Source organism: Arthrobacter sp. TE12231, assembly GCF_054062895.1.
Window position 1 is genome coordinate 2217504 of record NZ_JBSSFS010000001.1, and the last position, 12823, is coordinate 2230326.

The following is a 12823-nucleotide window of genomic DNA, read 5'->3' on the forward strand; positions in this document are numbered from 1 at the left end:
GAACTGTTCTGACCTACCGAGGAGGCCCACGTGTCCATCAGCGCCGAGAACACGACTCATGAATCAGTGGCCGCGGGGCATACTGCTCCGGAGCCGACGCCCGAAGAAGCCGCCCAGCTCAAGGAGCTCTACCGGGATTTTGACCGGGAGAACCTGATCCCGCTGTGGACCGAGATCGCGGACCTGATGCCGATGGTGCCGACCCCCAAGGCGGTGGCCCACGTCTGGCGGTGGAGCGATCTGTACCCGCTGGCCGCCCGCGCCGGCGATCTGGTCCCGGTGGGCCGCGGCGGGGAACGCCGGGCGATCGCCCTGGCGAACCCCGGTCTGGCCGGTACGCCGTACGCGACCCCCACGCTGTGGGCGGCCATCCAGTACCTCGGTGCCCGCGAGACCGCCCCCGAACACCGCCACTCACAGAACGCGTTCCGCTTCGTCGTCGAGGGCGAGGGCGTGTGGACGGTCGTGAACGGGGACCCGGTGCGGATGTCCCGCGGGGACTTCCTGTTGACCCCGGGCTGGAACTTCCACGGCCACCACAACGACACCGATGAGCCGATGGCCTGGATCGACGGCCTGGACATCCCATTCGTGCACTACGCCGATGCCGGGTTCTTCGAGTTCGGCACCGAGCGTGTCACCGACGAGGCCACGCCGGACATCTCCCGCTCCGAACGCCTCTGGGCCCACCCTGGCCTGCGCCCGCTCTCCGGACTGGATGACACCACGAGCTCCCCCATCGCGGCGTACCGCTGGGAATACACGGACCGGGCCCTGACCGAGCAGCTCCTCCTCGAGGACGAGGGCCACCCGGCCACCGTGTCCCAGGGCCACGCCGCCGTCCGCTACACCAACCCCACCACCGGCGGGGACGTCATGCCGACCATCCGGGCCGAATTCCACCGGCTCCGCGCCGGCGCCACCACCGAAACCGTCCGCGAGGTCGGCTCCAGCGTCTGGCAGGTCTTCGAAGGGACCGGCTCCGTGGTCCTCAACGGCGAAACCAGGACCCTGGCCAAGGGCGACCTCTTCGTCGTCCCGTCCTGGGCACAATGGTCCCTTCGGGCGGACCTGCAAGCCGAAACTGACTCTCAAACGGAGTTTGACCTGTTCCGTTTCAGCGACGCCCCCATTTTCGAACGGCTGAACTTCAACCGCACCTACATCGAAGGACGCACCAAGTAATGAGACTCCTCACCCTCCGCACTGAAAACGGTACCAAGGCTGTACGCCAGGACGGCGACACCCTGACCGAGATCGACGGCTTCACCGACGTCGGAGAACTCCTCCGCACCCCGGACTGGGAAGCCACCGCGAAGGCAGCGGCCGGCGCCACGCACCCGCTCGAGGGAGCGGACCTCGACGCCGTCGTCCCCTCCCCCGGCAAGATCATCTGCGTGGGCCACAACTACCGCAACCACATCAAGGAAATGGGCCGGGAAGTCCCCGAATTCCCCACCCTGTTCGCCAAGTACCAGGAATCCCTGATCGGGCCCAACGATGACCTGGCCCTCCCTCAGGAATCCGACGCCGTCGACTGGGAAGCCGAACTCGCCGTCGTGATCGGCAAAAAGGGGCGCCGGATCAGCGAAGCCGACGCCCCGGCCCACATCGCCGGCTACGCCGTCCTGAACGACGTGTCCATGCGCGACTACCAGTTCCGCACCATCCAGTGGCTGCAGGGCAAGACCTGGGAAAAGTCCACCCCGTTCGGACCGGCCCTGGTCACCAAGGACGAGTTCACCGCCGGCCCGCTGATGACCTCCGCGGTCGACGGCGACATCCAGCAGCAGACCCCGACGGGCGACCTCGTCTTCACCCCCGAATACCTGGTGTCCTACATCTCCACGATCATCACGCTGAACCCGGGCGACGTCATCGCCACCGGCACCCCCGGCGGCGTCGGCCACGCCCAGGACCCCAAGCGCTACCTGCAGGAAGGCCAGCTCCTGGTCACCACCATCGAGGGACTGGGACAGCTGAAGAACCGCGTCATCAAGGAAGCCTGATGGTTGCCCGCCACGACCAGACGACGGACCCGGAGCTGCTCGCGGCCCTGCTGCAGGCACGCCGCGGCACGGCGTTCTTCGCCCGCAAGCTCAACGAGCTCTCCGATACGGAGCTCGACGGCGATTCCCTGCTGCCGGGCTGGACCCGCCGCCACATCACCGCGCACATCGGCTACAACGCCCGGGCCATCGCCCGGCTCATCGAGTGGGCGGCCACCGGCGTCGAGACCCCGATGTATGCCTCCACGGACGTCCGGGACCACGAGATCGACTTCGGCTCCACGCTGAGTCCGATCGCGCTGCGGCACCTGTTCGACCACTCGGCCGTGCACCTGAACGTCGAATGGCGGGACCTGCCCGAGGACGCGTGGCACCACAAAGTTCGGACCATCCAGGGCCGCGAAGTGCCCGCCACGGAAACGGTCTGGATGCGCAGCCGCGAAGTCTGGATGCACGCCGTGGACCTGGACAACGGCGCCGCCTTCCACGACATCCCGGCGCCCGTCCTGGAACGGCTCCTGAAGGACATCACCGGCGCCTGGACGACCCGCGGCACCGACAAAGACCTCGTCGTCAAGGTCACGGACCGCGACCTCACCTTCGGGGACGCGACGTCGGACTCCCCCACGGTGGTCTCCGGACCGCTCGCCGCCGTCGTCGAATGGGCCGCCGGCCGCGGCAACAGCGGCGTCACCGCCGCCGGGCCGGGCGCTGCAGCCACCACCGGGACGGTTCCCCCCGCCCCGAAGTGGATCTGAGAGCCGGCTAAACAATCCTAAAGCGGGAGGCCCCTCGGCGAGGGGCCTCCCGCTTTCGTGCGCGCTTGCCTCCGTCCGGGGGCACTTTCAGGGCAATGTTCGACGCCGGCGCCCTGGTTGACGGCGTGTCCGCGCCAAAGTGCCCCCGGACCGCCGCGGCAGCGACGCCGGCCCGGGTTAGCCCAGGTGGACGATCGACCCGCAGCGGCAGCAGCGGGTGCCGGACTTTACGTTCGACGGCGAAGAACAGCACCGGAAGCAGGAGGCCGGCGGCGGCACCGACCCCGGTGTTGGAGCCGAAGATCGCGAACGCCGTGCCGCGGTCCTTTCGGCCCGGAAAGTCGACGGTCAGGAGGGCAAGGGCCGCAGGGGCCGGCAGCGCAGCGAATACCCCTGCAGGGCACGGGCGCCGATGAGTTCCCGCGCCTGCTGCGCGATGCCGCCGATCAGGGACGCCCCGGCAAAGCCGACGGCCGCCACGATGAACGTCCGCTTGCGGCCCCAGAAGACCGCGATTCGTCCGCCAAGAAGCAGGAAGGCACCAAGGGGGCAGGGCGCAGGCCGTGACCACCCAGGAACGCGTCGAGTCGCTGATGCCCATCCCGATCTGGAGCCGCGGCACTGCCAGGTTCACGATCGTGCCATCGAGAACCACCATGTACTGCGCGCGAGCCAGGAACACCAGCGCCCAGGTTCAGCCTTCGTCGCAGAGCAGGTGGTACCAGTTATCGGCAAGCACCTCGAGCGCGTGTTCGCGGTTTGGTTCAAACTTGCGTCGGGTCCAGAGCGTGGCGACGTAGTCGAGTGAGGTGAAGGCCAGAGTGCCGCGAATGTGGTGCGTCTCCTCCGAGAAGCGCCCTGCGAGCTTCATTCCGCGGACGAGGTCGGAGATGACCTCCTCATGCCATCCCTCGACCAAGGCGCGCACGTCGCGATCGACGGCGGCGGCCTCCTCGAGCACATCGAGGTATGGGCGGAAGACCGGCCAGAGCGCTGCCCGCGACTCCAGCCATGCCAGGATGCCCGGCAGCTCGCCTGCCCGCACCACGTCGACGAGGTCGGCCGCGGTAGAGCCGCTCCCCGGGCCGTCCGCACGGTCGAGCACCGCGTTGACGCGCACCATGAAGTCCCTCATCAGATCGCTGCGTGAAGGGTAGTGCGTGTAGAAAGTCACCCGGGTGGTGCCGGCCGCCGCGGCGATCTCATCGATAGTGGTCGCGGCGTACCCCTTGTCGGTGAAAAGCTCGAGAGCCCGCTCCACGATCACGTCGCGGGTGAGCTTTTTCTGGGCTTCTCGCAACGTCGACATGGATCAATCCTAACTTTGTTGTGCGGCGTCAGGCCCGGGCGGGCGACGCCGGTCCCGGGGCGGCAGGACCGGCGTCAGCCCGCCGTCGAAGCCGGCAGAGCGCAGTGACTCGCCGCCGTGAGCCCGGCGATGCCGTTGCCGACGACGCCGGGCCCGCGCCCCGTTATGCAGCCTCCAGCCGGAGCGCGGCGACCGGGCAGACCCTCACGGCCGCCTTCGCGGCGTCGAGGTCGGCCCCGTCAACCTCCGGGGCATCGATGACCAGCTGGCCGTCATCGTCGAGGTGCATCAGCCGGGGCGCGGCTTCCTCGCAGAGGCCGTGCCCCTCGCATCGTGGCCGGTCGAGTTCGATCCTCACGATGCCACCACCTTGACGACCTGAAGCTTCTCGAAACTCCGCGTGATGTTGCTCGGCACCCGGATCCCGTCCGCGATGGACAGTGACTTCACCTGACGGGCAAGAGCGTCAATGATCGCGTGGGCCTCGAGCTTGGCCAGGCCTTGGCCGGCACAGCCGTGCGGTCCGTAGCCGAAGGAGAGGTGGTCCACCGGGTTGCGCCTGATGTCGAAGGTGTCGGGGTTTTCGTAGTGCCGCGGGTCCCGGTTGCCGGCGCCGAAGAGGATGCCCAGTTGAGCGCCCGCAGGAACGGTGGCTCCGTCGATCTCAACCTCGCGGGTGGTTGTGCGGCCCCAGATGTGCACGGGGGCCCAATAGCGCAGCACTTCCGCGAAGGCTGCAGGCACCAGGTCCAGGTTCTCGCGGACAAGCTCAAGCTGTTCCGGGTGGCGGCCGAACAGGGCGATGATGTTTCCGATCGAGGCGATCGTTGTATCGACGCCTGCCCCGAGGTACTGGTGGATGATGTGCCCGGCGGAGCCTTCGGGGATGTCGCCACGCGTTTCAGCGTCGAAGATCCCGCGGCCGATCGAGCCGGGGGCGAGGTCGCCGGCGGTAACTGACGAGCACCAGCCGTAAAGTTCGCCGGCGATCGGGAAGCTCTCCTGGGTGCGCTGGTTCATCGGCCCGATGACCTGCATCGCGGCCTGCCCCCAGCGCATCATGTTGTCCTTGACGTGTCCGCTGAAGCCGATGAGGTCGGCGACGATCTCAAGCGGGAAAGCTCGCGCAAGGGAGTCGATGGCTTCAAAGCTTCCGCCGGCGACGAGGTCGGCGACGAGCTTGTCCGCCTTCTCGTCGATGATGATCTTCAGGCCGCGCAGTGCGCGGGGCGTGAGGTTCTCAGAGAGCGTCGCGCGCAGCTGGGTGTGCAAGGGCGGGTCTGAGGCAAGCGAGGTGCCTTGCAGCGCCTCGTTGACCATCGGGTTGAAGCCAAGGGTGGTGGACGAGAACGTCGCCGGATCGCCGAGTACGTCGCGGATGATGTCGTAGCGCGTCAGAGCGTAAAGGTCGTTCTTGGGCAGGTGGACGACGCCGGCCTGCTCGCGCAGCGCGGCGTACGTGGGGTAGGGGTCGACCAGGACGTCGTCGTCCCAGATATCGATGCCGGATTCTGCGGGTGCAGTCACAGTATTCTCCTTGCGGATGGGGGGTGGGCCGAGGGTGTGAGGCCCGTCAGCCTGGACGATAGCTGCGGCGCATTCCCCGGTGCTCTACCGGGCTCCTGCCAAGGCCGGAGGCGGATGTGGCGCTCCACACATCTTTACGCCAAGGTTTACATGATGTCAATACAGTTTACGAGTCGTCGGTTTCACGAACGCCCCGAAGCTCCGGGTATACGTTGCGTTTATTTACTTGACATACTGTAAAGAAAGATGTGACGCTAGATACACCGCATCGGAGCGATGGTCTGGCCAGGCCCGGCGGCACCCCTGCATTCAGCACCCGAACTTCAAGGGAGAAGCAAGTGATTCACCCCACCTCCGTCGACACCGGCGACGCGTTCGCCGGCACCGTCGATCGAGCCACCGTCCATACGGTCCTTGGCCCCGTCCCCGCTCATGAACTGGGTGTGGTCGCGGTCCACGAGGCCCTGCTGTCGGTGCTCCCGGGTGCGCAGTACGCCCCGGACATCACGATGGACCGGGCGGAGATCTTCGAGGCACTGGCCGCGAAGCTCAAGGACTTCCGCGAGCACGGCGGGCAGACGATCGTCGACAGCACCGGCATGTTCCACGGCCGCGACCTGAGGCTTTACGAGGCCCTGTCCCGCTCCACCGGCGTCCACATCGTCGCCTCCACGGGCCTGGGCCCGGAGGAAGAACTCGGCGGATACTTCCTGACCCCGCAGACCAACCCGCCCACCCCCTGGCCGGCCGAAAAGTTCGGCGACCTCTTCGGCAGGGAGGTCACTGAGGGGATGGTGGTACCCCGGGTCGAGCGCCGCGCCGCCGCCGGCATTGTGGCCACCATCGCCGACCGCGCCGGCATGACCCCGACCGAGGAGAGCCTGTTCCGCGGCTCCGCCCGCGCCGCCAGGAACACCGGCATCCCGGTCTCGATTCGGTTCGGCGCCGATGCCCTGCACGATCTGGACATCGTGCTGGACGAGCAGATCGGGGCCGACCGGGTGCTCGTCGGCGACCTGGACCGCAAGGAGGCCGCCGGCTCCGCCATCAAGGTGGCCGGCCGCGGAGCCTTCGTCGGCATCGACCACGTGGGCCTGAACGACCACGCGGACTACCTAACCGACCACGATCGCGCCGAGCTGGTGTTCGAGCTCGTCAAGGCCGGCCATGCCGACAAGATCATCCTTTCGGGCAACTCGATCGGCGTGGCCAAGGGGCTGCCGGAGTACAACCTGCCTTACAGCCACGTCCTGTCCACGTTCGTGCCCTACCTCAAGACCCACGGCCTGAGCGACGAAGACGCCCGGCGCATCCTCGTGGACAACCCGCGCAACCTGCTGACCGTGCGCTAAGCACGCGTCGGCCCTCCCACAACAAGCTTTCGACCCCTGAGGTGAACGAATGACCAAGGTCAACACCGTGCTGGGAACCATCCCGGCCGAAGAACTGGAAATCGTGGCGGTCCACGAACACATCGGCTACGGCATGCCCGGGTCCGAGCTGGACACCATGTGGTGGAAGTCGCCCGAGCAGGCCTACGAGGAAACCGTGCCGAAACTGCGGAAATTCCGCGAATACGGCGGCGGTACCTTTGTCGACGCCACCGGTATCTGCAACGGGCGCGACGTCGACTACTACAAATCCCTGTCCCGGAAGACGGGCGTGCATATCGTGGCCTGCACCGGCTTCGTCGGCGGCGACACCGCCCTGCCTCACTTCTCCCGCGCCACCGTGGACTACCTGGCGAAAGTGTTCATCCACGAGATCACCGTCGGCATCGGCAACACGGGCGCCAAGGCCGGCGTCATCAAGGTCGGTGTGAGCCGCGGCGGACGAATGACGGACCTCGACAAGCGCATCTACCGGGCCGCGGCCCGTGCCGCCGTCGTGACCGGCGCGCCGATCCTGACCCATCTGGCCATCGACCCCGAGCCGGCGGTGACCATCTTCAACGAAGAGGGCCTGTCCCTCGACCGCGTGCTCTTCGGCCACGCCGACGACGGCCTGAACGCTCCGATCACCCCGCACGACTGGATCTACGAGCAGGGCGGCCGGATCGGCTTCGATACGTTCGGGTACGACCTCGAGCTGCCGGATCCGCCGTTTTGGGGCCGCAAGCGCGACGAACGCATGGAGCACTTCGTCAAGCTCGTCAACAAGGGCTATGCGGACAAGCTCCTCGTCTCGGCAGACGCCAACTGCAGCCCCCTGGGCTGGCCTGGCGTGAAGGGCCACACCATCAACTACATCTTCGAGGACATGATCCCGGACATGCGGGCGGCCGGCATCGACGACGCCACGCTCAAACTCCTGCTCGAGGACAACCCGGCCGACTTCCTGTCGCTGCACGCCTGACCCCGGACAGACCACCACAACTTACCCGTTCCACCAGACACGGCCCGGGCCAAGAAAGAGCCAAGAAAGAGATGAAACCATGAAGGCTGAAGACATCAAGAACCTCAAGATCGCCATCGTCGGCGCGGGCTACGGCGGCGCTGCGGTGGCCAAGGCCCTGAGCCTGCTCGGTGCAGACGTCAAGGTCTACGAGCAGGCTCCCCAGATGGGAGAGGTCGGCGCCGGCATTGGCCTGCGTCCGGCCACCATGGCCCGGTTCCGCCAGTGGGGAATCTTTGACGCGATCGCCAAGGTGAGCTCGGCGAGCGACTACTTTGAGATCCTCACGGCCACCGGTGAGCCGATCATGAAGGACACCTGGCCCGAGTTCGGCGATGAGAAGCAGACGTACCTCATCCACCGCCGCGACTTCATCGAGGCCCTTCTCGGCGTGCTTCCCGAGGGCATGGTGCAGCTCGGCCACCGGCTGGAGACCATCGAGGACAAGGGCGACCGCTCTGTCCTGACCTTTGCCAACGGGGAGACCGTGGAGGCCGACCTGGTGGTGGGTGCCGACGGCATCAAGTCCGCGGTGCGCGAGCAGCTCTTCAGCGACAAGGGCCCCGTGTTCTCCGGCGAACACGCCTACCGCGTGGTCATCTCCGCCGACAACGCCCACGGGATGGCCGTCGACGACAACCTGCGGATGTACATGGGCAGGGGCACCAAGGTTTACCTCCTGCCGCTGCGCCACCGCAACCAGATGTCCTTCGACATCACCGCCCTGAATCCGGACGGCACCTGGGCACCCACGATCACGAAGGAAGAACTCCTGAAAACTGTGGAAGGTTTCGACGAGCGGATCGTGGGCATCGCCCGCGACCTCGACATGGACACCGTCAACATCCGCGCCGTCTACGACATCGACCCAGTCGACTCCTGGCACACCGACTCCGTCGTCCTCATGGGCGATGCGGCGCACTCCATGCTGCACCACCAGGGCCAGGGTGCGAACTCGGCGATCGAGGATGCCGGAGCACTGGCCGACGCCCTCGCGCAGGCCGACTCCGTCAAGGGAGGCGCTGGCCCTGTTCCAGGCGACCCGCAAGCCGGTGACGGACGAGCTGCAGCGCATCTCGCGTCAGGGGTGGTCCGAGGAAGAAGTCAACGACGTCTTCCCTGGTCAGAAGCCCGCGTCCCAGAAGCCCGCGGCTCAGGCACAGGTCTGATGCCATGACGATTCATCCCAAAATTGCCAAGATCCTCAGCACCCTGCCGGCGCCCGATGGTTCGCCGCTGAATCCGCAGGCCATGCGGGCCGGCGAGGCCGCGCAGGTTCCCGCACTCGAGGACCGCCTTCGGCTGTACTGCGTCGAGGACGCCACGGCAGTGGCGCCCTCGGGCGACGTGCCGGTGCGGATCTACACACCGGTGGAGGCTGACGCCTACGGACTGCTGGTGTACTTCCACGGCGGAGCGTTCTTCCTGGGCAGCCTGGACACCCATGACCACGTGGCGCGGGCACTCGCCAAGGAAACCGGCCACAAGGTCATCTCGGTCGGCTACCGGCTGGCCCCCGAAGCATCTTTCCCGGCCGGCCTCGACGACTGCTACGGCGTGGTCCGCTGGGCCGCCGCGCGGGGCCACAGCCTGGGCTGGGACGGGATGAACCTCGCCATCGCGGGCGACAGCTCGGGCGGCAACTTCGTGGCCGCCGTCGCCGCGCAGGCCCACGACGACGGGTTCTCCGCGATCACGCACCAGGTGCTGTTCTACCCCTCCCTGGACCTGGACTTCGACGTCGACCGCTATGCGTCGCTGCGGGAGAATGCGGAGGGGTACGGACTGGAGACGGCGGGCCTGCTGCCGTTCAACTCGTTCTACCTCGGGAACGGGGCGGATCCGGCGGACCCCCTCGTCTCCCCCATCAAACGCGAGGACCTCGCCGGCCTGCCTGCTGCCCTCGTCATCACGGCAGAGCACGATCCCCTGCGGGACGAGGGCGAACTCTACGGGCGGCGCCTGAAAGAGGCCGGCGTCGGCGCAACAGTCAGCCGCTACGCGGGGGCCAACCACGGTTTCGTCCAGAACTTCTCCTGGATCCCGGAGTTCTACCGGGCATTCGAGGAGACAGGTGAATTCCTGAACGCGAGGGCCGGGCGATGACGAAGTCAGTCGCTGTTCATCCCATGGTCTCCCCATGGGGCCGGTTCGGTCTCTACAGCTTCTACATCGACGCCCCGGAGCCCGCCATCATCGACACGGGGATCGCGTCCTCGCCCGCCGAGGGCATGGTGCCGGCCTTGGAGGCGATCGGCCGCCGGATCGAGGACGTCCGCTGGATTCTGCTGACCCACGGACACATCGACCACATCGGCGGCGCGTACGCCCTGTGGGAGCTCACCGGCCGGCGCGCGCAGGTGGTGATTCACGAGGCCGACGCACCGTTGTTGCGCTCGCGCCGGGCCCACGTGGACGAATACCTGTCCGGACGGGGGCAGTATCTGAACGACCCCGACGGCGAGGCGAAACTTACCGAGGCCACGAACGCGGTCATCTCCGGCGAGATGGAGCCGACGATGGTGGTGCGCGGCGGTGAGACCATCTCCCTTGGCGGTGACGTCAGCGTCTCGGTCCACTCGATTCCGGGCCACACTCCCGGGTCGGTGGCCTATGTCATCGACGGACAAAACGACGTGTTCGTCGGCGACTCCGTACAGGTCCACGGTGCGGCCAACGGATTCCCCGGATTCGTGGACCCGGCCGGCTACCGCTCAAGCCTGCAGTACCTCAGCGATGAGATCCGTCCGCGCCACCTCTACCTGGGGCACCCGTATCGCCGCGCGGACGGCACACCCTACGGCGTGGAGCTCGACGCCGGGCGGGCCCGGGAGGCGCTTCAAGGGAGCCTGGAGATCGAGGCCCGCGTCAATAATGCGGCCTGCGGCTGCCTGGCTGCCGGACTGCAGGATACGGACTCGCCGTACTCACCCTTCGCCCGCGTAGCCGAGGACCTTGGTTACGCCGGGGACCCCACCCTGGAGCCGTCCCCGTTCTTCACGACGCTCCACGGCTACCGCACGGCGTCGGACCATTTGACCGAAGATGAGGAGACAAGCACTCATGGATGACTTCCAGTTACTGAACGCCGGCGGGGGGAAGATTGCCGTTCGCAAAGACCTCCGGGTCCCGATGCGCGACGGCGTCGAGCTCGCCGCGGACGCCTACCAGGGCACCGACGACAAGCCTCGTCCGGCGCTGGTGGCACTGAGCCCGTACGGCAAGGAACTGCAGGCGTTGGCCCTCACTACGCCGCCACAGCGGCGCCCCAGCCCGATGTGGGACGGCTGCATCGAGGCCGGCGACATTGCCCGCATCGTCAAGGAGGACTACGTCCACGTCATCGGTGACCTGCGCGGCTCCGGCCACTCCGGCGGTGAGCACATCGGCAACTACAACGCCGGCGGCGTCTCGCTCGGCCAGGACGCCTACGACTTCATCGAGTGGGTCGCGGAGCAGCCGTGGTGCGACGGCAACGTCGGCATGGTGGGCATCTCCTACTTCGGCTCCATGCAGGTGCTCGCTGCCGCCGAGCGCCCGCCGCACCTCAAGGCGATCTTCGTCTCCGGCGGCCACTACGACTTCTACGAGACCACCTACCACGGTGGCATCATGTGGTTCATGCCCCGCGCCGCCCGCGAGGGCCGCGGCGGCGATTCCGGCTGGGCGTTCACCGACAACGTCAAGTCCCGCATGATCGAGAAGCACTCCCCCGAGGAGCTGAAGAAGCTCGTCCAGAAGCGCCTGCAGGACCCGGACGTCGCCGCCTGGCCGAACCTGGTCCACGTCCTGAACTACCCGAAGAACCACGAAGCCTGGTTCGACATCGTCATGAACGAGCTGGACGGGGACTGGTATGAGGAGCGCAACCCGATCACGCTGGCCCCGAACATCGACATCCCGGTGTGGCTGCAGCTGGACCAGGGCCGCGGCTGGACCCTGGACGGCACCATCGAGCTTTTCAACGAGTTGAAGGGCCCGAAGAAGCTCGACATCGGTCCCTACCCGCCGATGCAGTCGCGCCCGTTCATCGAGGAACACGACAAGATGTTCCGGTGGTACGACTACTGGATCAAGGGCATCGACAACCGCGTCATGGACGAGCCCGCCGTGAGTGTCTTCGTGGAGGGCTCCCGCGAGGTGGTGACCGCGGACCAGTGGCCGCCGAAGGACATCGAATACACGTCCCTGTATTTGCGCCCGCGCCACAAGCTGTCCAGGGAGCCGGAGCCGATGGGGACGGAGTACGCGGCCCCGGACGGTTTCTACCAGGCGCCGCTGACGGTGACGGACAAGGTGGAGATCCTGAGCTGGAGCACGGAGCCGTTCGAGGCGGACACGGAGCTGATCGGCACCGGCGCCGCGCACATCTTCGCGGAGATCGACCAGCCGGACACCAACTTCATCCTGCGCCTGTGGGACTACGCCCCCAACGGCAAACGCCAGCTGATCACCAGCGGTTACCTCAAGGCCTCGCACCGCGAGCTCGACGGTCGGACCACCGAGGGCAACCCGTACCACCCGCACACCCGCTCCGTTCCCGTGGAACCGGGAACGGTCGAGGAGTATGTGCTGCGCCTCTACCCATTCGCGAACACGTTCAAACCCGGCCACAAGCTGACGGTGGAACTCTCGAACGGCGAGCCCCTGGCCGACGAGCACAATTCGCTGCTGCCGCCGGATGCCTTCCACCTGCCGGTGGGCCGGCCCGTGACCCATAAGATCTACCGCGACGCCGCCCACCAGTCCAGGCTGGTGCTGCCGTTCACCACGGGCAAGGCGGCGGGGCACCGGGCGAACTGACTCTAACGGTCATCTGGTGCTTC

The 12823-nt window shown here is 67.1% G+C and carries 13 protein-coding genes; 9 read left to right on the top strand and 4 right to left on the bottom strand.

Annotation, left to right across the window (positions count from 1 at the left end):
• Positions 1–30: 30 nt before the first annotated feature.
• Genes ACVWYS_RS10025 through ACVWYS_RS10035 form a run of 3 tightly spaced genes read left to right on the top strand, consistent with a single transcriptional unit; the run spans position 31 to position 2767 of the window.
• Positions 31–1185, top strand: coding sequence for a cupin domain-containing protein (locus tag ACVWYS_RS10025; RefSeq protein ID WP_456506639.1), 1155 nt, complete (start codon positions 31–33; stop codon positions 1183–1185).
• The gene (locus ACVWYS_RS10030; protein ID WP_456506640.1) at positions 1185–2009 is read left to right on the top strand and encodes a fumarylacetoacetate hydrolase family protein; all 825 of its coding nucleotides are present in this window, start codon (positions 1185–1187) and stop codon (positions 2007–2009) included. The genes ACVWYS_RS10025 and ACVWYS_RS10030 overlap by 1 nt, the downstream gene beginning before the upstream one ends.
• Complete coding sequence (locus ACVWYS_RS10035) at positions 2009–2767, top strand: maleylpyruvate isomerase family mycothiol-dependent enzyme (protein ID WP_456506641.1); 759 nt, start codon at positions 2009–2011, stop codon at positions 2765–2767. Before ACVWYS_RS10030 ends, ACVWYS_RS10035 begins: the two co-directional genes overlap by 1 nt.
• A 348-nt stretch (positions 2768–3115) precedes the next feature.
• On the opposite strand, the gene ACVWYS_RS10040 is transcribed toward ACVWYS_RS10035, so the two are convergent.
• The 4 genes from ACVWYS_RS10040 to ACVWYS_RS10055 form a co-directional block, all read right to left on the bottom strand.
• The gene (locus ACVWYS_RS10040) at positions 3116–3247 is read right to left on the bottom strand and encodes a hypothetical protein (RefSeq protein WP_456506642.1); all 132 of its coding nucleotides are present in this window, start codon (positions 3245–3247) and stop codon (positions 3116–3118) included.
• A 214-nt stretch (positions 3248–3461) separates the two neighbouring features.
• Positions 3462–4076, bottom strand: a complete 615-nt coding sequence (locus tag ACVWYS_RS10045; protein WP_456509685.1) for a TetR/AcrR family transcriptional regulator — start codon at positions 4074–4076, stop codon at positions 3462–3464.
• A 163-nt stretch (positions 4077–4239) separates the two neighbouring features.
• Positions 4240–4434: a ferredoxin gene (locus ACVWYS_RS10050; protein WP_116765869.1), complete on the bottom strand. Its 195-nt coding sequence runs from the start codon at positions 4432–4434 to the stop codon at positions 4240–4242.
• On the bottom strand, positions 4431–5603 hold the full coding sequence (locus ACVWYS_RS10055) for a cytochrome P450 (RefSeq protein WP_456506644.1): 1173 nt from the start codon (positions 5601–5603) through the stop codon (positions 4431–4433). The genes ACVWYS_RS10050 and ACVWYS_RS10055 overlap by 4 nt, the downstream gene beginning before the upstream one ends.
• Positions 5604–5941: 338 nt before the next feature.
• On the opposite strand from ACVWYS_RS10055, the gene ACVWYS_RS10060 reads away from it, so the two are divergent.
• The 6 genes from ACVWYS_RS10060 to ACVWYS_RS10085 all read left to right on the top strand — a co-directional run bounded on the left by ACVWYS_RS10060 (position 5942) and on the right by ACVWYS_RS10085 (position 12800).
• Positions 5942–6955, top strand: coding sequence for a phosphotriesterase family protein (locus ACVWYS_RS10060; protein ID WP_456506645.1), 1014 nt, complete (start codon positions 5942–5944; stop codon positions 6953–6955).
• 49 nt (positions 6956–7004) lie between these two features.
• On the top strand, positions 7005–7958 hold the full coding sequence (locus ACVWYS_RS10065; protein WP_456506646.1) for a phosphotriesterase family protein: 954 nt from the start codon (positions 7005–7007) through the stop codon (positions 7956–7958).
• 79 nt (positions 7959–8037) lie between these two features.
• Positions 8038–9174 carry an FAD-dependent monooxygenase gene (locus tag ACVWYS_RS10070; RefSeq protein WP_456509686.1) on the top strand — a complete coding sequence of 379 codons (1137 nt, stop codon included), beginning with the start codon at positions 8038–8040 and terminating at the stop codon, positions 9172–9174.
• Positions 9171–10103 carry an alpha/beta hydrolase gene (locus ACVWYS_RS10075; RefSeq protein WP_456506648.1) on the top strand — a complete coding sequence of 311 codons (933 nt, stop codon included), beginning with the start codon at positions 9171–9173 and terminating at the stop codon, positions 10101–10103. The genes ACVWYS_RS10070 and ACVWYS_RS10075 overlap by 4 nt, the downstream gene beginning before the upstream one ends.
• Entirely contained in the window at positions 10100–11068 is a 969-nt protein-coding gene (locus tag ACVWYS_RS10080; protein WP_456506649.1) for an MBL fold metallo-hydrolase, read from the top strand. The genes ACVWYS_RS10075 and ACVWYS_RS10080 overlap by 4 nt, the downstream gene beginning before the upstream one ends.
• The gene (locus ACVWYS_RS10085; protein ID WP_456506650.1) at positions 11061–12800 is read left to right on the top strand and encodes a CocE/NonD family hydrolase; all 1740 of its coding nucleotides are present in this window, start codon (positions 11061–11063) and stop codon (positions 12798–12800) included. Before ACVWYS_RS10080 ends, ACVWYS_RS10085 begins: the two co-directional genes overlap by 8 nt.
• Positions 12801–12823: the final 23 nt, after the last annotated feature.